General features: G+C 61.8%; 22 protein-coding genes and 1 pseudogene. 7 read left to right on the top strand and 16 right to left on the bottom strand.

The genetic code is table 11. The annotated features are described in order from the left end of the window. Nucleotides 1–6: 6 nt before the first annotated feature. A complete protein-coding gene (locus tag NPS56_RS22175; protein WP_274076601.1) occupies nt 7–1,383 on the bottom strand; it encodes a sensor histidine kinase in 1,377 nt (458 codons plus the stop codon). Here NPS56_RS22175 and NPS56_RS22180 point away from each other — a divergent pair. Then, nucleotides 1,373–1,531 (top strand): hypothetical protein, encoded by a 159-nt coding sequence (locus NPS56_RS22180; RefSeq protein ID WP_274076602.1) that lies wholly within the window; start codon nt 1,373–1,375, stop codon nt 1,529–1,531. The genes NPS56_RS22175 and NPS56_RS22180 overlap by 11 nt on opposite strands. Before the next feature lie 180 nt (nt 1,532–1,711). Here the strand turns inward: NPS56_RS22180 and NPS56_RS22185 are convergent, their stop codons facing one another. The 4 genes from NPS56_RS22185 to NPS56_RS22200 form a co-directional block, all read right to left on the bottom strand. After that, nucleotides 1,712–2,914 (bottom strand): NAD(P)/FAD-dependent oxidoreductase, encoded by a 1,203-nt coding sequence (locus tag NPS56_RS22185; protein WP_274076603.1) that lies wholly within the window; start codon nt 2,912–2,914, stop codon nt 1,712–1,714. A gap of 230 nt (nt 2,915–3,144) precedes the next feature. Then, a complete protein-coding gene (locus tag NPS56_RS22190) occupies nt 3,145–3,519 on the bottom strand; it encodes a response regulator transcription factor (RefSeq protein ID WP_274076604.1) in 375 nt (124 codons plus the stop codon). A 98-nt stretch (nt 3,520–3,617) separates the two neighbouring features. Then, entirely contained in the window at nt 3,618–4,271 is a 654-nt protein-coding gene (locus NPS56_RS22195) for a response regulator transcription factor (protein ID WP_274076605.1), read from the bottom strand. A 103-nt stretch (nt 4,272–4,374) separates the two neighbouring features. Further along, entirely contained in the window at nt 4,375–5,829 is a 1,455-nt protein-coding gene (locus tag NPS56_RS22200) for a sensor histidine kinase (protein WP_337994683.1), read from the bottom strand. Between the two features lie 379 nt (nt 5,830–6,208). On the opposite strand from NPS56_RS22200, the gene NPS56_RS22205 reads away from it, so the two are divergent. Next, entirely contained in the window at nt 6,209–7,183 is a 975-nt protein-coding gene (locus tag NPS56_RS22205; protein ID WP_274076607.1) for a LysR family transcriptional regulator, read from the top strand. On the opposite strand, the gene NPS56_RS22210 is transcribed toward NPS56_RS22205, so the two are convergent. The 5 genes and pseudogenes from NPS56_RS22210 to NPS56_RS22230 form a co-directional block, all read right to left on the bottom strand. Beyond that, nucleotides 7,159–7,587: a nuclear transport factor 2 family protein gene (locus NPS56_RS22210; protein ID WP_274076608.1), complete on the bottom strand. Its 429-nt coding sequence runs from the start codon at nt 7,585–7,587 to the stop codon at nt 7,159–7,161. The two genes, NPS56_RS22205 and NPS56_RS22210, sit on opposite strands and share 25 nt — an antisense overlap. Before the next feature lie 54 nt (nt 7,588–7,641). After that, nucleotides 7,642–7,776: pseudogene (locus tag NPS56_RS22215) on the bottom strand (helix-turn-helix transcriptional regulator); the annotation flags it as partial. 147 nt (nt 7,777–7,923) lie between these two features. Next, nucleotides 7,924–8,493 (bottom strand): chorismate mutase, encoded by a 570-nt coding sequence (locus NPS56_RS22220; RefSeq protein WP_274076609.1) that lies wholly within the window; start codon nt 8,491–8,493, stop codon nt 7,924–7,926. 103 nt (nt 8,494–8,596) lie between these two features. Beyond that, nucleotides 8,597–8,881 (bottom strand): DUF7693 family protein, encoded by a 285-nt coding sequence (locus NPS56_RS22225; RefSeq protein WP_274076610.1) that lies wholly within the window; start codon nt 8,879–8,881, stop codon nt 8,597–8,599. 153 nt (nt 8,882–9,034) lie between these two features. Beyond that, nucleotides 9,035–9,514, bottom strand: coding sequence for a hypothetical protein (locus NPS56_RS22230; protein WP_083348560.1), 480 nt, complete (start codon nt 9,512–9,514; stop codon nt 9,035–9,037). Between the two features lie 235 nt (nt 9,515–9,749). Here NPS56_RS22230 and NPS56_RS22235 point away from each other — a divergent pair, with 235 nt between their 5' ends. Then, nucleotides 9,750–11,423 carry a hypothetical protein gene (locus NPS56_RS22235; protein ID WP_274076611.1) on the top strand — a complete coding sequence of 558 codons (1,674 nt, stop codon included), beginning with the start codon at nt 9,750–9,752 and terminating at the stop codon, nt 11,421–11,423. Between the two features lie 181 nt (nt 11,424–11,604). After that, entirely contained in the window at nt 11,605–12,540 is a 936-nt protein-coding gene (locus NPS56_RS22240) for a Ppx/GppA family phosphatase (RefSeq protein WP_274076612.1), read from the top strand. 36 nt (nt 12,541–12,576) lie between these two features. Here the strand turns inward: NPS56_RS22240 and NPS56_RS22245 are convergent, their stop codons facing one another. Both NPS56_RS22245 and NPS56_RS22250 read right to left on the bottom strand, forming a co-directional pair. Next, nucleotides 12,577–13,269, bottom strand: a complete 693-nt coding sequence (locus NPS56_RS22245; protein ID WP_274076613.1) for an RES family NAD+ phosphorylase — start codon at nt 13,267–13,269, stop codon at nt 12,577–12,579. Beyond that, nucleotides 13,263–13,667 (bottom strand): antitoxin Xre-like helix-turn-helix domain-containing protein, encoded by a 405-nt coding sequence (locus NPS56_RS22250; protein ID WP_274076683.1) that lies wholly within the window; start codon nt 13,665–13,667, stop codon nt 13,263–13,265. The genes NPS56_RS22245 and NPS56_RS22250 overlap by 7 nt, the downstream gene beginning before the upstream one ends. Nucleotides 13,668–13,901: 234 nt before the next feature. Between NPS56_RS22250 and NPS56_RS22255 the strand changes: the two genes are divergently transcribed. Next, nucleotides 13,902–14,345 (top strand): hypothetical protein, encoded by a 444-nt coding sequence (locus NPS56_RS22255; protein ID WP_274076614.1) that lies wholly within the window; start codon nt 13,902–13,904, stop codon nt 14,343–14,345. Nucleotides 14,346–14,527: 182 nt separating this feature from the next. Then, nucleotides 14,528–15,391 (top strand): sensor domain-containing diguanylate cyclase, encoded by an 864-nt coding sequence (locus NPS56_RS22260; protein WP_274076615.1) that lies wholly within the window; start codon nt 14,528–14,530, stop codon nt 15,389–15,391. A 17-nt stretch (nt 15,392–15,408) separates the two neighbouring features. On the opposite strand, the gene NPS56_RS22265 is transcribed toward NPS56_RS22260, so the two are convergent. Further along, on the bottom strand, nt 15,409–15,834 hold the full coding sequence (locus NPS56_RS22265) for a hypothetical protein (protein WP_274076616.1): 426 nt from the start codon (nt 15,832–15,834) through the stop codon (nt 15,409–15,411). Between the two features lie 145 nt (nt 15,835–15,979). Between NPS56_RS22265 and NPS56_RS22270 the strand changes: the two genes are divergently transcribed. Beyond that, on the top strand, nt 15,980–16,645 hold the full coding sequence (locus tag NPS56_RS22270; protein WP_274076617.1) for a TetR/AcrR family transcriptional regulator: 666 nt from the start codon (nt 15,980–15,982) through the stop codon (nt 16,643–16,645). Nucleotides 16,646–16,999: 354 nt separating this feature from the next. Here the strand turns inward: NPS56_RS22270 and NPS56_RS22275 are convergent, their stop codons facing one another. Genes NPS56_RS22275 through NPS56_RS22285 form a run of 3 tightly spaced genes read right to left on the bottom strand, consistent with a single transcriptional unit; the run spans nt 17,000 to nt 19,733 of the window. Continuing rightward, nucleotides 17,000–17,890 (bottom strand): DUF2950 domain-containing protein, encoded by an 891-nt coding sequence (locus tag NPS56_RS22275; protein ID WP_274076618.1) that lies wholly within the window; start codon nt 17,888–17,890, stop codon nt 17,000–17,002. Nucleotides 17,891–17,919: 29 nt separating this feature from the next. Next, a complete protein-coding gene (locus tag NPS56_RS22280; RefSeq protein ID WP_274076619.1) occupies nt 17,920–19,437 on the bottom strand; it encodes a DUF3300 domain-containing protein in 1,518 nt (505 codons plus the stop codon). After that, complete coding sequence (locus NPS56_RS22285) at nt 19,437–19,733, bottom strand: hypothetical protein (RefSeq protein ID WP_274076620.1); 297 nt, start codon at nt 19,731–19,733, stop codon at nt 19,437–19,439. Before NPS56_RS22285 ends, NPS56_RS22280 begins: the two co-directional genes overlap by 1 nt. Nucleotides 19,734–19,744 lie beyond the last annotated feature (11 nt).

Raw genomic sequence — 19,744 nt, forward strand, 5'->3', positions numbered from 1 at the left:
ATGAGGTTATTCATCGTGTACGGGGGGTGTCAGCGCAATCGCAAATAGCATCTGCGTGCCGACCCCTACGGTGCTGCTGACCCAGATTCGGCCGCCATGAAATTCAATGATCGAGCGGCAGATCGAGAGGCCCATTCCCAGGCCGGTGGGTTTGGTCGTAAAGAACGGATCGAACAACGAGGGCAGAACGTCTTCGGCAATGCCGGTGCCGGAGTCGGCGATTTCGAGCACGGCCTCGTTGTCCTGTACCGAGGTGTGAATCCGTAGCGTTCGCGCGCGGTCATGCACGTTGGCCATGGCCTGGCAGGCATTGATGATCAGGTTGATGATGACTTGCTGCAGCTGGATCCGGTCGCCTTTTATGTGCGAGCCAGGTGCGCCCAGTTGCAGGTGTGGGCGAACCTGATGGTTGCCGATGTCATGTTGCATGAGCGTCAGTGAGTCGCGGACGATCTCGTCGAATGCTTCGGCCTTGCGTTGCACCTCGCTCTGGCGCGACAGCGCCCTGATACAGGCGATCACATCGGCAACCCTGGACGAGTTTTGTATGATCCGGTCCAGCGAACGGCGGGCTTCTTCGAGGTTCGGCTCAGGGCGATTGATCCAGCGTTTGCACGATTCCCCGCTGGTGATCACCGCCGCCAGGGGTTGATTGATTTCATGGGCAATGGAGGCGGCCAGTTCCCCCATGGAGGTCACCCGGGTGACATGCGCGAGTTTGGCCTGGGAGTGAAACAGTGCTTCTTCGGCTTGCCTGGACGCGGTCACGTCCATCAATGCGCCGACGTACTCAATGCGTCCACCGTGGTTGAACAGCGGGTTGGCGAGCATCTGCACGTGCTTGATCCGCCCATCGGGCATGACCAGTCGATGTTCCACTTCGATCAGGTTTTCCCGGCGTGCGGCCTGCTCCAGGACACTGTCGATAATCGACAGGTCATCGGGATGAGTGCGCGCCCGAACCATGCCAAGCGTCGGCGTAACGTCCAGCGGGTATTCGAAAATGCGTGAAGACTCGTCCGACCACGACACGATCACCTGGTCATCGATGATCAAGCCGACACTGCCGGTATGGCTGAGTTTTTGCGCACCCAGAAAGAACGCCTCCTTGCGGCGCAACGTGTCGGTGGCGCGCTTGCTGCGCAGCGCCAGCAGGGTGATGGTGGTCAGCGCGATCAGGCAGCGCACGAAGCCGGCGATGAGCCGGTGATCACGATAGCCTTCATCGATAATGAAACTGGCGGTCAGGATGGCCACGCAACTGAAGGCGACGGCGAGGAAGACCGGCACGGAGAAGATGTTCGCCGACATGAACACCAGCGTGATGTACAGCAGCGTCGGTGCGACATCCAGGTCGAGCAACGAGTTGGTAATGAAGATCATGCTGCCGACCGCAATGGCGGCCAGCCAGGCGACCGGGTCTGAAAAAAAAAGTCTCTTGCAACGTTTGATGATAGACATTTGTTCTTCCGGATTTTTGCTATCGAACGGCAACTCGCAAGGCATCGCTGATGCCGGGCAAACTCTTTGAGGGATTGGTGCTTGATCGGACTGAAGAAAAAACGCCCGCCAGAAAAACCAGTGGCGGGCGCTTGGGAAAGGCCCCGGTCCAGCAAGGAGTGGGCTGGTCGGGATACAGGCGAAACTTCATATCACCCGGGCGGTGCCAGGGGAGTGACGGCCGTGGTTGCCACGGCCGCATCGATCGTCTTCAGGCCACTGGAATCAACGGGTCGGCTGCCGCCAGCGCCGCGGCGCGATCAGCCGCCGGTGGATAGATCCACATCGTGTTGATCTGTGTCTTGAGCTCCTTGGCTTCCTGCTTGACCAGTTTTACCTGGCGATCCCAGCCCTCGGTGAATACCGCGCCCCAGGCACCCAGGTCCAGGCAGGTGACGTACTTGGGTTGGCTGTAGGCCATTGGCTCGACCCCCAGGAGTTCGGCGGCGACGTTGTTGCCGGCATAACGCCCCAGGGCGATGGCGTGCTGGCAGGACATGGCCGCGAAGTTGCCCAGGTCATCGGTGGCGGCATAGGCCACGTCGCCGCTGGCGTACACATCGGCGTGACCGCGCACCTTGAGGTGCTGATCGACATGCAGGCGGCCCTGATGATCGCGGGTGCCTTGTACTTGCTCGGTCAGCGAGTTGGCACGAAAACCCACGGTCCAGATCACCGTGTTGGACTCGATGCGCTGGCCATCGGCGAGGGTGACGCCATTGGCATCGACGGCGGCAACGGTGGCGTTGAGCACCCACTGGATGCCCAGGTGCTCCGATGCTTCGACGATCGAGGGGCGAATGCCATCGCCCAGGGCGGCGGCGACTTGCGGGGCACGGTCAACCACGATTACGCGGATGTCGGCGTTTTCACCGAGTACGGCACGCAGGCGCGCCGGCATTTCGGTGGCGGTTTCGATCCCGGTGAAACCCCCGCCGGCCACCACCACGGTATTGCGGGCGGCACTGACCGGCTTGTCCTTCAGCGACTTGATGTGAGCTTCCAGGCGCGTGGCGGATTCGATCTCATCGACATCGAAGGCGTGCTCGAGCATGCCGTCGACCGGCGGGCGCATCAGCTTGCTGCCGGCGGCCAGTACCAGGCGGTCGTAGCCCAGCGTGCCCTGGATGCCCGCGGCGTTGGTGTAGCTCACCTGTTTGCTGCGCTCATCGATGGACTCGGCCGCACCCTTGACGAATTTCACCCCCACGGCGTCGAACAGTTCGTTCAGCGGTGCCTTCATGGTGTGCACGTTCGGCTCGTAGAAGCGCGGGCGGATGCGCAGCTCGGCCTGGGGAGCCAACACGGTGATCTCGACGTCGTTTCGATCATGCTTGTCCAGCAGACGGGCAGCGCTCAACGCGCTCCAGACCCCACCGAACCCTGCACCAATAATCAAGATTTGCTGTTTCATTGTTTAGCTCCTGAAGAACAATCGAGGGCATGAAAAAGTTGTTGCCGCATAACCGCTGTGGCTGATCGTCTGCGATGTCGTTAAACAATGCGAAACAGTCGGCATCGGCTGGATCTGGAACAGATGTTATTCGAGGGGTTTGAAACTGGCACTGCTACATAGGGTCAGCGCGAGTATGACTAGGTATTAACCGGCTATACCAAAGTGTTAGTTGCTTGAATAAACAGATTTCAGTGGCTTCGATCGAGCACCGTTTCGATGCAGGCGAGCAACTTTTCGCTGGAGAAGGGTTTGGGGAAAAAGGCGATGGGTTTCATGGCGTGGCTGCCCGGCTGGCGCTGTGCACAGGGGTTGCCGGTAATGAAGATCACCGGGATATGCATGCCCCTGGTTGCCAGTTCCTCATACATGCTGATCCCGTCCATTTCCGGCATTTGTATATCGGAAATCAGGCAGGTGGTAATAAGCGGACCCTCTGAAATGAGAAACTCATGGGCCCCCGAATAAGTTCGCACGGTATATCCACTGGATCGCAATAAACTGTCCAGGGCCATTCGAACCGATTCATCGTTATCGACTACAGCAATCATTGCCTCTTTGTGCATAGCGGTGTCCTGCCTGGTAGCGCAGAGCACTTAGAGGCACCGCGCCATTATTGCAAGATACGCCGTCCTGAAAGGGTGCACAGTATACGTGGGTATAGTCAGCGGTTAGCGGGCTGGCACGAGATCGCCTCGGCCATGCGCACCAGATCGGCGAAGGAACGCGCGCCCATCTTGCGCATGGCCTGGCCGCGGTGGATCTTCACGGTGATTTCGCTCAGGCCGATTTCCCCGGCTATCTGCTTGTTCATCAAGCCCGAGGCCGCCAGCGCCATCACCGTCTGTTCCCGGGCGGTCAACGTCTGGTGGCGCGCAAGCAGTTGTTCGGCATGTCGCGAGGACTCGCGACGCTGTTTGTCGCGGCCATGGGCGGCGCACACCGCATCGATCAGGTCCTGTTCGCGAAAGGGCTTGGTGAGGAAATCCACCGCGCCGGCTTTCATTGCCCGTACCGTCATGGCGATGTCACCGTACCCGGTGATGAACACGATGGGTACGTTGATGCCGGCGGCGGCCAGTTCGTTCTGAAAGTCCAGGCCACTGCTGCCTTGCAACCGCACATCCAGCACCAGGCAACTGACCGTGTCCGGGCGCGGGTACTTCATGAAGTCGGCGACCGAGCCGAACAACTCGACCCGCAGGCCGATGGAGCGCAGCAGGCTGCCGAGGGATTCGCGCAGCGGCGCATCGTCGTCGACGATGAACACCAGGGACTCGTTGTGGTTGATCTTGTTGAGCGGGTGTTGTTCGTTCATGGCGGGTTCCCAAGGGTTGGACGTGCAGCCGCCCGGCGCTGTGCTCCTGGCGCGGGGCGCAACTTTTAATGCAGGTCGGGCTGGCGGCACTCATACCTGTGTATCAAATGGCCGCGGCGTACCCCGCATCGTTGGCGACCCGTATCGGCAGGGCAAACAGAAACGAACTGCCCTGGCCTGGTGTGCTGGTGGCCCAGATCCGGCCCTCGTGGAAATCGATGATCGAGCGGCAGATGGCAAGCCCCATGCCCAGGCCGTTTTCCCGGGTGGTGAAGAACGGCGTGAACAGTTGCGGCAGGACCTCGGCGGCAATGCCCGGCCCCTGGTCGGCCACTTCCAGCACGGCCTCGTTGTCCTTGACCCAGGTGCGAATCGACAAGGCCCGTTGCGCGCTGTTGATCGCGTCCATGGCCTGGCAGGCGTTGAGGATCAGGTTGATGATGACTTGCTGCAGTTGCACGCGATCGGCACTGACCTGGCCGCCGAACGCACTCAGCTCGATGTTCGGATTGATCTTGTGATGCGCCAGTTCATGGCGGACCAGGCCCAAGGTTTCGCTGACAATGTCGTTGAGCGATTCGTTCTGGCGCAGCGGCTCGCTCTTGCGCGACAGGGCCCGAACGCGGCGGGTGATCTCACTGGCTCGATGGGCGCTGGCGATGATCCGCTGCAGTGCCTGGCGAGCTTCGAGCAGATCGGGCTGCGGGCGGCTCAGCCAGTTGCGGCAGGCTTCGCCGCTGCTGGTGATCGCCGCCAGCGGTTGATTGACTTCATGGGCGATGGACGCGGCCAGTTCACCCAGGGAGGTCACGCGGGTGACATGGGCCAACTGGGTCTGGGCGCGGCACAGCGCTTCTTCGGCCTGTTTGCTGGCGGTCACGTCCATCAGCGCGCCCAGGTATTCAAAACATCCGTGTCGGGTGAAGAGCGGGGTGGCGAACAGGTGCAAATGCTTGATGCGCCCGTCGGGCATCAGCAGGCGGTGCCTGACCTCGATCAGGGTCGCATGGCGCGCCGCCTTTTCGAAACCGGCCAGCACCAGGGGCAGGTCATCGGGGTGGGTGCGCTCCAGGTACAAGGACGCAGAGGAGGGCATGCCCGCCGGGTATTCGAGCATGCGTGCCACCTGCTCCGACCAGCCCATGCGTGCGAGGTCTGCGCGAAAGCCGAAGCAACCGGTCTGGGTCAGGCGCTGGGCACCGGTCATGTAGACTTCCTTGTGGCGCAGGCTGTCGCAGACCCGCTTGCTGCGCAGCGCCAGAAAGATGATCGCCGCCAGCACCGTCAGGCTGCGCAGCAAATCCATGGTCGACTCCCAGCGGTGAAAGCCACCCTGATACAGGCACATCGACGTCAGCACCAGCATGCAGAACAGCGCGACCACGATCACCGCGCTGATCGACAACAGGTTGATCGCCATCAGCAGCAACGCGATGTACAGCGTGGTCGTGGCGAAGTCGGTCCGGGTTTCGCAATTGAGCAGGATTCCGCAGGCCACGATCAGGCCCATCAACCACACCAGGGCGTTTTCCACCGGCTTGAGGCTGAAACCGGACAAGAGGCGAGAGATCCTTTGGCCTGAGTTGAACAGCATTTTGCTGCAGGTTCCTTTTTGGTTGTCGATCATGCGCGCCTCGTTTTTTTGTTCGGGCTGGGGCGGAGAATCGGTTCAGTAATCCTAGAAGCACGGGGTCGCCTCCCGTTAGGACAAAAAACCCGAAAAAGCTGCCATGGCATCGAATCGCCCACTGCTCGAATGTGTGCGTAAGTCATTAATCAAATTAAGGTTTTTCAGTGGGGGCTATACCGAAGTATCAAGTCGGTTATCTAACGCATGATCGCGCTGTCCCCAGGTACGACAGACGTTTTTCATTCGCTGCCATACCCTGTTCATACCCTTCCCGAACTCAATGGCCGCGTGCCGGGTAGTGAACCTCATGAACAGAAATGACCTGCGTCGTGCCGACATCAACCTGCTGGTGGTTTTCGAGACGATGATGCATGAGCGAAATGTCAGCCGCGTCGGCGAAAAGCTGTTCCTCGGGCAACCCACCATCAGCGGTGCCCTGGGCCGCTTGCGGGCACTGTTCGATGACCCGCTGTTCATTCGTTGCGGGCGGATGATGGAACCGACCGCACGTGCCGAGGAAATTTTCGCCAACCTGGCGCCGGCGCTGGACGGCATCGCTGCTGCATTGAGCCGTTGCCAGTCGTTTGACCCACGCACCAGCGAGACGACGTTTCATGTCGGCCTGTCGGACGATGTCGAATACGCGCTGCTGCCGCGGCTGCTGCGACAATTGCGAATCGAGGCGCCGAACATCGCCTTGATCGTGCGCCGTGTCGATCAACAGCAGATGGCGCAAAGGTTGGGCAATGGCGACATCTGCGTGGGCATCAGTCACACCCTCGACCTGCCGGCCAATGCCCGGCGCAAAGGCTTGCGGCCGATTCGCCCGATGCTGCTGCGGTCTGACACCCGGCCCGGGCCGTTGGGGCTGGACGCGTTTTGCCGGCGCCCTCATGTGCTGGTGTCGTCGATGGGCAATGCGTCGGATGACACCGACCATGCCCTGAGCCTGCTGGGCCGGCAGCGCAAAGTGGTGCTGACCGTGCCGCAGTTCAGTGCGTTGCCGGGATTGCTGGCGCAAACCGACATGCTGGCCATCGTGCCGGATTACGTGGCCAAGGCGATGGCCTCGGTGGCAGGCATGCGAGTCGAACCGGTACCGCTGCAATTGCCCGTGCCGGAACTGTCCATGGTCTGGCGCGCAGCGGTGCACAATGACCCCGGCCAGCGCTGGTTACGCTCGCGCTGCTGTGCGTTTCTCGGTGAGCCGGTCGAGTTGCAGGTGGTATCCAAGGTTCGACCGGCGCTGCACGACGATCAGGCTTTGCTGGCGGCCAGGTAGGCGCCCAGGCGCCGGCCCATTTCCTCGCCCAGCGCCTGCAGGCCACTGAGGGGGCGGACCATCACTTCGAAATCGACGATTTTTCCCTGTTCGTTGAAGCGGATCATGTCGATGCCCTTGAGCTGTTTCTCGCCGACCCTGGCGCTGAATTCGAGGACCACATTCAAGCCGTCGGCGCTCGCCAGTTCGCGGTGGTAGGTGAAGTCTTCGAATACGTTGAACACCGTGTTGAGAATCATCGAAACCACTGGCGCGCCTGGATACGGCGTATGTGCCATCGGCGAGCGAAACACCGCGTCCGGGTCCAGCAGCGCAGGCAAGGCCTGCAAATCGCCGGTGCGGATCATCGCGTGCCACAGGCTCAAGGATTCTGCGGCTTTGGGGTGCAGTTGCAGCTCAGACATAGTCAACTCCTGTTTTTTGTTGTTGTGTGAAGCTTGCCTGGCGGGTGTGGTGAATCAGCCAGTGAATTCATCGTCGAAAATGCTTTCGATGGGCAATACAAACGTCCCGGCAATCTGAAATGCCAGTGGCAGACTTGGATCATAGCGGCCATTTTCGATGGCGTTGATGGTCTGTCGCGAGACTCTGTAGGAGCGAGCTTGCTCGCGAAAAACCTGAGAGCACCGCGGGGTGTCAGGCTCCCCGCGTCATCGTCGACCTCCATCGTCGGAACACCCCCCGGAGCCGGCTCGCTCACAGTAGATCGAGTATGGATGCGAGAATTGAGTTGGTTTCGATCATAGATCCGTAACGCACAATTCCCCGGTGGCGCGGATCAGCGCCTGGCCATGCAGGGCATCCTTGATCAGGCTGGCGCGCTGCTCAGCCAGCCACTGCGGGCATTCCGGGTCGACGCGATAGGGCACGAAATCGGCGTATTGCTGCAACAGGCGGGCTTGCAACTCATCCTGCTTTGCCCGCAGTTGGGTGAGGTCCGGGCGTGGCATGTCGGGCGCCTTGTGCGCCGCTTGCCATTGCGCGATCAGGCCGTACTGCACCAGTTTGTTGGCTTCGATCTGGGCGGCAATCAAGTCGGCGGCTTCGTCCGGGTCCACGTTGCTACCGGTTGCCTGCTTCCTGGCGTTATTGATCAGCAGGGTTTCCCGGGCGGTATCCTGGATCGGTTTGCCTGTGTCCCACTTGGTCAGCGCCACCAGATCGGAAACGTTCAGGCGCTCGTTGATGGTGTTCAGCAGTGGCTGCAGCGTTTCGGGTGCCGGGGAGGGCGCAGCGGCGTTGGCGACGCTGGCGAGTAAGCCGAACAGCGAGCAAGTCAGCGCTTGCGGCAAGCGTGGGCAGTGGAACATAAGCAACCTCTTGGTGACGGGATGCGCATCAAGTCTTATGTAACACAGCTGAGACAGATGAACGATAGTTGAACGAACACTTTCGCGATGCCTCGGTCCGAATTCAGTCGCCGGCCAACAGCCGCTCGATCTGCGCCAGCTCCCAGGTGCTGAGCAAACTCACCGGGTCGGTACCGAAACGCGGCCCGCCGTCGAACGCTCGGCCGTCCGGGCTCTGGCAATGCAGGCAGTGGTGCAGGCGGCTGTCGTCGACATCGAGGCTCAAACGCCAGCCCTCGATGTCCACCTGTACCGGACCGGGTCGTTCGTCAAGGCGCTTGAGCGGGCGCAGGCCCAGGGCGGCATCGCGCAGTTGCTGGTAAACCTCTCGGGCTGTCAGGGGTGGCACAGGTGTCTCCGGCGGCACGGGTAGAATCGGGCCCACAGGATAGACGATCACGAACCAGGGGAAGAACCCTGCAACGCCGTGGCTTGATTGCACCGACGAAAAAGCCCGGCTGATCAGGCCGGGCTTTTTCGTCGGTGCGGTGAAGCTATAGGGTCAGGCGACGGTGTTGCCTTGCAGACGATCCGAACCGTCGGCGGCGACAGTGTTGCCTTGCAGGCGGTCGGAGCCGTCGGCGGCGACAGTGTTGCCTTGCAGGCGGTCGGAGCCATCGGCAGCGACGGTGTTGCCTTGCAGGCGGTCGGAGCCATCGGCAGCGACGGTGTTGCCTTGCAGGCGGTCGGAGCCATCGGCGGCGACAGTATTGCCTTGCAGGCGGTCCGAACCATCGGCAGCGACGGTGTTGCCTTGCAAGCGGTCGGAGCCATCGGCAGCGACGGTGTTGCCTTGCAGACGGTCAGAACCATCGGCAGCGACGCGATTTTCGATCAGGCGGTCAGAACCACCCTCAGCCACACGGCTTTCAATCAGACGATCCGAGCCACCTTCAGCGACAACAGGCTGAACGGAGGTAGCGGCAAAAGCGTTAACTGCAAAAACCGAGAAAGCGATGCTGAGGAGGGTTTGGCGTTTCATGATCGTGTACTCCGGGGTGTTGTTGGTTGGTATGAGCCAATGTTACGCCGCAGGATTTTTAAGAGAACTTCATTGACGTGATGGTGAACATCGACGGTATTGATGTAGCAAGCGCCACACCTGTGGCGAGCGTGATGACAGGGCGTAGCCTGTCGTCAGTTGCGGCGCCGGGCCAGGTGCGCAGGGGTATGCTGGTTTTTCGCAGGTTCCGCACTCTGATCGAGAGGATAAACCGATGCACGACTATTACGATCTGGGCACCTACAGCCGCCCCGTGACGACCAGTTCACCCCAGGCCCAGCTGTGGTTCGACCGCGGCCTGATGTGGTGCTACGGCTACAACCACGACGAAGCCATCCGCTGTTTCCAGAAGGCTCTGGAACACGACCGCAACTGCGCGATGGCCTACTGGGGCATCGCCTATGCCTCGGGGCCCAACTACAACAAGCGCTGGGACGCCTTCATCGAACAAGAGCTCAAGGAGGCCGTGGCCCAGGCGCGCCTGGCGACGCAAATCGCCCTGGTGCACCTCGACGGCGCGACGCCGGTGGAAGAGGCCCTGATCCGCGCGCTGCAGCAACGCTACCAGGCCGAACAGGCGAGCAGCGTTGATGAACTCTTCACCTGGAACGATGCCTATGCGGCGTCCATGCGCGATGTCTACCACGGCTTTCCCGACGATCCCGACGTGGTGGCGCTGTTCGCCGAAGCGCTGATCGACCGCACGCCCTGGCAGTTGTGGGACCTGAAAACCGGCGAGCCAGCAGCCGGTGCCGACACCCTCGAAACGGTGGCCGTGCTCGAACGGGCCCTGCACCGCATGGAGCAACACGGCGACGCACCGCACCCCGGCGTGCTGCACATGTACGTCCACACCCTGGAAATGTCGCCGTACCCGGAACGGGCCTTGCGCGCCGGTGATGTCCTGCGTGACCTGGTGCCGGATGCCGGACACCTGCGCCATATGCCGTCGCACATCGACGTGCTCTGCGGCGATTACCGCGGGGCCATGATCACCAATCACCGGGCCATCCAGGCCGACAGCCTGTATCTGGCCGAGGAAGGTCCGATCAATTTCTACACCCTGTACCGCAGCCATAACTATCACTTCAAACTCTACTCGGCGATGTTCCTCGGCCAGTATCAACCGGCCCTGGAAGCCGCCGAACAACTGGCCGATACCATCAAGGAAGACCTGCTGCGGGTGGAAAAACCGCCCATGGCCGACTGGCTGGAAAGCTTCGTGTCGATGAAGCTCCACGTGCAGATCCGCTTCGGCAGATGGCAAGACATCCTCGCCACGCCACTGCCCGCCGACCAGGCGCTGTACTGCGTGACCACGGCCATGCTGCACTACGCCAAAGGCGTGGCCCATGCGGCCTGCGGGCAGGTCGCCGAGGCCGAAACCGAGCATCACCTGTTCCTCGAGGCCTGGGCCCGTGTGCCGGACACACGCTACCTCTTCAACAACCAATGCAACGATATCCTGGCCGTGGCCGCGGGCATGCTGCGCGGCGAAATCGAGTACCGCAAAGGCAACTTCGACGAAGCCTTCGCGCATCTGCGTGAAGCGCAGTCGTTGGACGATCACCTGCCTTACGACGAGCCCTGGGGCTGGATGCAACCGGTGCGCCACGCCCTGGGCGCACTGCTGCTGGAGCAGGGCAGGGTGGAAGAAGCCCTGCAGGCCTACCGTGCCGACCTGGGCCTGGACAACACCCTCAGTCGCTCGTCCTGGCACCTGGACAATGTGTGGAGCCTGCACGGCTACGTGGAATGTTTGAAGCGACTGGGTCGCGATGCCGAAGCGGGCGCTGCGCAGGTTCGCCTCAACCTGGCCATGGCCCGGGCGGATGTGGAGATTTCGGCATCGTGTTTTTGCCGGATCGGCAAACGCTGTTGCCTGTAGGCGCTTGAATGTCCGCCCCAGCCAGCGCTCTTCCTGGAAATCGATAACCCGTACTTGATCGACGGGCTACCCGAGCGTGCACCCTGTCATCAGGGTGTCACTGAACCCATGGCAACATCCGCGCAACCGCCATGGGCGACAGACCCGTCACGGGCCGATGAATTTGCCAGGAACCCCCACCATGAAAGGCGACGCCTCGCTATTTGCGGCCATTGACCTGGGCTCCAACGCGTTTCGCATGATGATTGGCCAACAAGTCCGGCGCAGCCAGCAGATCGTGATCCAGGAAGTGAAGACCCTGCGAGAACCCGTACGTCTGGCGGAAGGCTTGCAGGGCGGCGCGCTCGACGAGCTGGCGTTGGACCGTGGCTGGCAAGCCCTGGCGCGCTTCGGCAAAAAACTGCGCGGCTTCGAAGCCGGTCGCGTGCGGGCGGTGGCCACCAGTGCCGTGCGCGAAGCCGAAAATGCGCAACTGTTCCTCGCCAGCGCCGAGCGCCACCTGGGGTTTCGTATCGATGTCATCTCCGGGCATGAAGAGGCCCGGCTGGTGTACGCCGGGGTTGCGCATACGAATCCCGACCCCGAACGCATGCGGCTGGTGGTGGACATCGGCGGCGGCTCCACCGAGTTGATCCTGGGCAAGGGCGCACAACCCCTCGTCACCGAAAGCATCGCCATCGGCAGCGGTACCCTGGGGGCGCGCTACTTTGCCGGCGGGGTGATCACGGCCAAGGCGCTGCTCGAAGCCGAGCGGGTCGCCACCCTGCAGTTCGAAAAGGTCGCACGGCGTTATCGCGCGCTGGGTTGGCAGCAGGCCATTGGCTCTTCCGGTACCGCGCGGATGCTGGCCAAGGTGCTCAAGGCCAACGGGCTGAACGACGACGGCCAAAACGGTATCACCTACAGCGGCCTGCTGCGCCTGTCATTGCGCCTGCTGGAAGTCGGGCATGTCAGGCAACTCAAGCTGGCGGGCCTGCAAGCCCATCGCCTGAGCATCCTGCCCGGTGGCCTGGTGGCGATGCTGGCGGCGTTCAAGGTGTTTGGCGTGTTGCACATGACGCCCTCCGAACCAGGGTTGAGACTGGGCGTGCTGCATGGGCTGATGTCCAGGCATTGAGATCGAGAGTCCAGACACAGGTCGTGGCTGCTGGCCTCAGGCCTCGTTGATCTGGCTGACGCTGGTGATCTGGCCGTTCCAGACCATCTCGTAATGGGCGGTCTGGATAATCGAAGTGACAGGCCGGGGCGTCATCAGCGCCCAGCAGACACTGCCCGGCAGGCGCACCGAACGATAACGCAGGCCAGGGCAACCGGCCTTCCTGATCGCCCGGCCCAGCACGCGGGAGTGGCTGTAGTCGTCAGGTGCATACACCGGATCGTTGATCGGCAGGGCGGTGGCGTCTTTCATTCCCGTATCCATGAATGAACAGGTCAGGCCGCGGAACACAAACCGCTCATAGTTCAGGGCCGGCAGCTTCGACCAGTACAGGCTCTGGTGATGCCGCACCTCGGCCAGGGCCGTTTCCATGGAGTCGGCCAGGTACAACACGCCAAAACTGCCATCGCTGAACCGCGAGCCCGCCGGGTTGATGTGAGTGAAGGGGGCGGTGGCGTACGAGCAGCCGGCAATCCCGAACGGGATCTCGCCCCGCGGGATCAACTCAAGCTGACCGACTTCATTCTTCAGTCGTGGATTGGTCAGCGCCTGAATCTCGAACAGCACCTCGAATTCATCCGCGCTCGCCACGTCATCGAACAACGCAATCGGTGGAAACTTCGAGTTGACCAGCCGATAAGCCTGCAACGCCTGCCCGGCAAAATCCGCCAGCGCGCTCAACTTCACCATAACGCGCCCCGCAGCATATCGATGCGCCGAAAGGTCTCGTACAGCGAAACCATGTCGCCCTGGGCCATGATCGCCAGCGGCGAACGCCCATTGAAAAATTCGTTGTCGTTGGCCATGGACACGAAGCCATAGACGTTGTCCGGGTTATCGAACACCAGGCGCAGCGTGGCGTGGATGTTCAGGACAAAACTGATGCGCTGCATCTGATCGGCATCCAGCGCCACCGACCAGTCGGGGTCAGGCTGCCGCGCGCGGGTGTAGGTGCTGCGGGAAATGCGCAGGATCTGGCAGGCCTGCTCGCTGCTGGCGCGCCACTTTTCCAGAATGCCCACGGCGGCGCGCAGGCCGGTGACGCACTGGTTTTTGCTGAAAGAGCGGGGCTGGGCGGCGACGGCCATCTGCATTACCTATCCTTGAATCTGTAGATTCAAAGATAGTCATCTTGCATCTACAGAACAATGTCGTTTCGACCAACGGCAGCTTTGCACCTGGCCTGTTAAACCACGTTAACGCTTTTCCCGGCCAATTCTCTCCAGCAATAACCACCCATCAGCCAGCGCCCGCGCCCGGAGCAGGCCACTAGACTTCACAGGGGGGATGACATCAACGCACCTCAAATCAGGAAACCTGTGATGAACAGAACATCTTGGCTGGCGTTGGTAGTGGCGGTTGGGACGATTTCAGCCTGCGCGAGCAGAAATGATGTTGTCGATGTCCCCCTCGATGCTACCCCGCAAAACGCAGAGCATATCGCTCGAGCCACCCTCAGCCCGGTGGGCAACCAAACCAGCATCTGGCTCACTGTCGGCGGGGTCCCCCACGACATGGCCGTATCCAGCCGCCTCGACACGGCTATCTACGCAGGCTCGTGCCAGCAATTGGGAGCACAACCGGCGTACCGGACCCGTCAGGCCAACAGTGTCGACTACCCATCGCTGGCCCCGCGTACCCAGCATTGGGCCCAGGCACCGGTGGCGCTGAGCGAACTGACCAAGGGCGGCTATGCCTTGCTGGTTCGCACCAGCCCGGCAGACGGCAGTCGCGAGCTGTTCTGCGGCAACATCAGCGCTGGCTAGGGACGCATCTGGCGAGCTGTTCGGTATTGTGGCCTGCGCAATTTGCGCAGGCCATCGCTGCTGGCCGCTTGCTGTCCCTCACCCGACTTTGCACACGCCAGCCAAAAGTCTGCCGGACGCCTAGCCGCCTCCCTTCGCGATCAGGCATGATCGGGCTATATGAACCGGGACTCCCCTGACCTATGCCCGTCGACCTGCAAGCGCTCTACCCCAAACTGATCCATCTGATGCTGGACACGGTCTTCGTGGTCGACAGGCATAACCAGATCGTATTCGTGAGCGATGCCTGCGAGGCACTGCTCGGTTACCGTGCCGACGAGCTGACCGGTACCGCGATCACCGACTACATGCACCCTGACGACCTGGCGATCACTCGGGCCTCCATTGTCCGGGTCATGAACGGCCAGCCTCACGTCGACTTCCGCAACCGTTATGTCCGCAAGGATGGCGGCATCGTCCACATCCTGTGGGCGGCCTTCTGGTCCGAGGAAGTGGGGGCGCGCATCGGTGTCGCGCGCAATGTGACGGCCCTCTGGCAGGCCGAGGAGGAACTGCGTTTCCTCGCCCATCATGATCCGCTGACAGGCCTGGCCAACCGGGCGCTGTTCAATGATCGCCTGGACACGGCCCTGCGCACGGCGCGCCGGCACAACAGCACGCTGGCCTTGCTGTTCCTCGATATCGATGACTTCAAGGGCATCAATGACGTCCATGGCCATGCTGCGGGCGATCGTGTGCTGAGCACGATTGCACGGCGGCTGGAGGGCTGCGTGCGTGAGACGGACACGGTGGCCCGAATGGGCGGCGATGAATTCACGGTACTGCTGACGGACATCCAGTCCGAGGGCGCCGTCAGCGAGACCGTGGCGCGGATTCTCGCGGTCATGGCCGAGCCGCTGGACGCTGAATCCGGTGCAGTCAAGATGCCGTCCTGCAGTATCGGCATCGCCTGTTATCCCGCGGACGGGGAGGACGCCGATACGCTGCTCAGCCAGGCGGATGACGATATGTACCGGATAAAACGGCAGCGTTCTTCGGCTGGGTGACGAGCCGGTCACCCGCGTCAGGACAGGCGCGATTCGCCTGTCCCGCGGCTCAAGTACCCGGCAGCCACGCCGATGCGCGAGAACACCAGCCACAGAAAAAGCAGCACGCTCAAGCCAATCAGGATCGATGCGACGCCAATCAGCGGTTCGACCGCCGGGAAGCCCTTCATGCGCAGGGTCAATGCGCCGAGCATCACCGGCACGCCCAGGTTGTAGGTCCAGAACTGCACGGTGGCAACGCGACCTTCGGTCATGCACGGGTGCAACGTGGCGATGACGCCGAACAGCGCCATCGACACCCATCCCAACAGGTTGATATGGGCATGGACCGCGAACAGCGAGTGGTCGCCGGAGGCGCCCATGGCCACCCCCAGCAGCACGCCCATGGCAAAGTAGAGGGCCGCGAGTCGAAACCAGGTTCGCGAACGGGGAGTGTGATTCATGGCATTCACCTCAAGCGCCCTGAGGCGCGCTCAGTTGCTGGAAAATCCCTGAAATCGTGATGACCGCAAGTGCGGTGGCAGGTCCGGTGCCGTGGGTCTATCATGAGACAAGAGTCTCATTACAAGACAAGGTATCATTTATTCCATGTCCAGCCCCAAGTCAAGATCCGAGCCAGGCCCGTCGGTCGGCGACGGCGATTCGCAAGGCCGCGTCAACCAGAAGCTGCGCACCCGCCAGGCGCTGATCGAGGCCGCCGTCGCCTTGCGCGACGAGGGCCATCAGCCCACGGTGGCGCAAGCAGCCGAGCGCGCCAAGGTCTCGCGCGCCACGGCGTATCGCTACTTTCCCACGGTTGAAGCGTTGATCAGCGAGACGGCGGCCGATCGCGACATGCCGCCGCTGGAGCGCGTCTGGCGCCCGGGCGACGATCCGGTCAAGGGCATCGGCCTGGCGGCGAATGCGCTGAACAAACTCTTGCTCGGCGACGAGGTCGGCCTGCACGTGATGGAGCGTTCGTTCATGACCGTGTGGCTCGAAAACGAGTCCCACGAGCCCCTGCGACCGGGCCGTCGCCTGAGCTACATCGAGCCGATTGTCGACTCGATGAAGGACGTGCTTGCTCCCAGGGCGCGCAAACGCCTGAAGCAGGCGCTGTCGATTGTGATGGGCACCGAAGCGTTGATTGCCGTGCGCGATATCAGTGGCGCGAGTCTAGAGGAGTCACTCGACGCCAGCGCCTGGGCGGCGCGGGCGCTGGTTCGCCAGGCACTGGCGGAGGCTGAAAAAAACCGACGAAAGCTTACTTCATGACATGGAGTCGGGACGAAGCAGGGGGGGCTGCCAATCAGGTACTCATGACGATGACCCTGTGGAGAGGGAGCTTGCTCCGGCTGCACACGAGCACGGGACGTTTGAACGGGAGCAAGCTCCCTCGCCACAGGGTCATCGTTTTGGGTTGGTTGAGGTGTGCATGCGAAATCGGGAAGAGAGTAGCTGTTTGCCATCACTCTGGAAGTGAGCGATGGCGTGGACAGCGAACAATGTCAGTTTTAGAGGCAACTAATGCGCATTTGGCGGGTAAGGGGCTTGAGGACAGGACACCGAGTACAAAAACGGGCGCCTGGCGCGCCCGATTTCATTGACTTCGCCCGCCCAAAACTGGAGTCAATCCGGCTTCTCCTGGTCGTCCGGCACTTCCTTCCAGCTGTCATCCGGATCAAAGCGTTTCATCGCCTGCGCCAACTTTTCACTATCCGGTCCCAGGTCCTTTTCGAAGACCTGCCCGTCATGACTGATCATGAAACTCATCACCCCGGTTTCACCGTATTTTGCCGGCCAGGCGATCAGGGCAAAGCCCCGGCTCATCTTGTCGCCGATCAGGTAACTGTAGGCCCCGCCCGGTGCCGAAGGACCCTGGCCCAGCAGGATACGGAAGTGGTAGCCATGCCAGGGCTCGCCGGCAATGGTCTTGCCGAACTCGGGGCCCAACGGGCTGATCTGGCCGCTATCGTCGTCGGCCCAATAGAGTCCGTCGTGCTGGCCGGGGGTGCTGTAGATGTTCTGCGCATACTCGAGTGCGCCGTCACCGTCACGATCCACCGAGGCGTAATCCATCTGGGCATCGTGATAGGCCAGTGCCGATTGCACCGCGGCCAGCTCGTTGCGGCCAATTTGCCGGGCACGGATTTCGGCACTGCCGCCCTTGGGGTCGAAGCGCCAACCGTTCGCGCTTTTGACGATGGGAATAGGCAGCGTCCAGTGGTCAGTTCCCACCGATAGAAGCGCCTTGTTGTCCGCGATTTTTTCGATCTGGTGTTGCTGGTGGTATTGCTTGAGGAACGCCTCCACGTCTTCGCGTTCCGCGCCGTCGCGAGGGATGTAGCTGCGCCAGTTTTCACCCAGCAGCTCGGTCAGGCGTTTCTGATCGGCGTTTTTCGTACCCAGCGCTTCGACGAACGCTTGAGCGGCCTTTTCCGGCGTCGCAAACTCCTGCTGCGCCGCTGCCAGGCACGACCAGGCCAGGCCGACAGTGATCGCCAGGGCCTGTACAAACATGCCCCTTGCCTTTACTCGAGGATGATTATTCAACGGCGGCCCCCCCTTGAACGCGCTGGTGGACTGGATGGCCGACTGATCTGGTGGCCGGCGGCTCGTGAGGCGCTGGGGCGCTGATAGGATGCCTGGCTGGCCCGGCCACGATTGGCTTGCATGTTGGCCTGGGACGGTGAACGCGCGCCTGCGAAGGCATTGTTGCGGGCACTGCCTCTATTGACGGCAGGTGCGGCCTGGCGTTTTTGCGTTGTCTGGCGCGCCTGTGTGCTGCCCTGTATGCGTTGATTCGCCTGATTCCTGGTTTGCTGAGTCCTCGGCTGCTGATTCTCCCGGGTGTTTCTGGCAGTGCCCTGGCTTCTGTCGGTAGTCCTCGGTCTGTCTGCACCGGCCTGCATCCGATTGCTGGCCGAAGCCCGGGACTGGGCTTCGCGCGCCCGATCACGGGCCTCCAGATTGCTGGTGGCAGGCCGTTCGATACCGGCCCTGTCCATTGAACTGCGGGCATTTTCACGCGCCTGGGCGCGCTGGGCGTTGTTGTCGCCGCGATAGGCCTGACGTTGATTGGCACCGTCCAGCTGGCGGCCGTACTGTTCACGGCTCCTGTTGTCCCGATAGGGCACGCCATTGCGATGCGCAGCGTTATGCTGCCACTTGTTCTGATTGTTGCCGATCCGGTTGTTGGCGTTGATGTTGTTGTAGCGATTGACGTCGATGTCGACGTCGTTATTGCCCCAGTCACAGTCGCCCCACAGCGCCCCGACGATCGCCACCCCGGTACCGAACGCCAGCCCGGCCATCAGCGCCTGGCCGGGGTAATAGGCGGGCGGCGGTGGATAGTAGGCAGGAGGCGAGGCGGGGTAGGCCCAGGTGCCGTAGGTGGTTGTCGGGTTATAGGTGGGGACGTATACCACCTGCGGATCGGCGGGCTGGATGATGATGGTTGAGCTGCTGCTGGATGGGGCCTCAGCAGGGGCTGGCGCCGCAGTCGTGGTCGCCGGTGCTGGAGCCGCTGGCGCAGCATTCTGGATCGTCACGTTCTGATACTGGTTGCTCTGCAGGTTGCCGGCTGCCTGGGCCTGATGACGCAAGCGTTGCACCCCGTTCATGAGATCGTCGGGCTGCGCGAGGAAAGCATCACCCAAGCGCTGGACCCAGACCGGATCCTGCCCCAGCGTCGCCAAAACCTGCGGGAAGGCAACCAGCGCCTGCACACTCGGGTCCCAGGGCTGGTTCGCCACTTGCTTGACCGCATCATCGCCCTTGGCGTCCGGGTGCGCCTTGGACCAGGTGACCGCCTCGGCGACTTCCCCGGGGTAGGTGGACGCCATCAGTATCTGTGCCAGCAGCGGGTCCGGGTAGAGCGCAATGGGCGCCAGCATCTGGTCCAGTTGTTCCTGGGTGAATACGGGGTCTTTGGTTGGTGCCGCGACGGGTGCCGTACTGGGAGGGTTGGGCGGCGGGGTAGCGGTTGTATCCGCTGACTGCGCCATGAAGGGGGAGCCGCTCAGTAAAAGGACCGCTGACAACGCGTAGAAAAATGGAATGCGCATCACAGCTCCCTGTGGTCAGGCAGATTTGCAATAAGTGCATCATTGCCGGGAAATGCAGGCCGCCTGAGCAGACCCCGGACCTCGGCGTCGACGCCGTGCATTGATAGTAGCAAACAAAAAAAATCTGCTCGCAATACCTTCGACTCCGAGCCCAATAGTCCCACCAAGCCAACTTTACCGGCCTGTGCTTGTGGGACCGCCGGGTGGGTACTATCGTCAAATATCACATTTGCAGTGCTGTTTTTCAGGGCGCCGGCAGCCAATTCAGCTCCCAGGCGCGAGAAGTCCTGAGCCATTCTGCCCATCC

The organism is Pseudomonas putida (assembly GCF_028682635.1).
Classification (GTDB): domain Bacteria; phylum Pseudomonadota; class Gammaproteobacteria; order Pseudomonadales; family Pseudomonadaceae; genus Aquipseudomonas; species Aquipseudomonas putida_AE.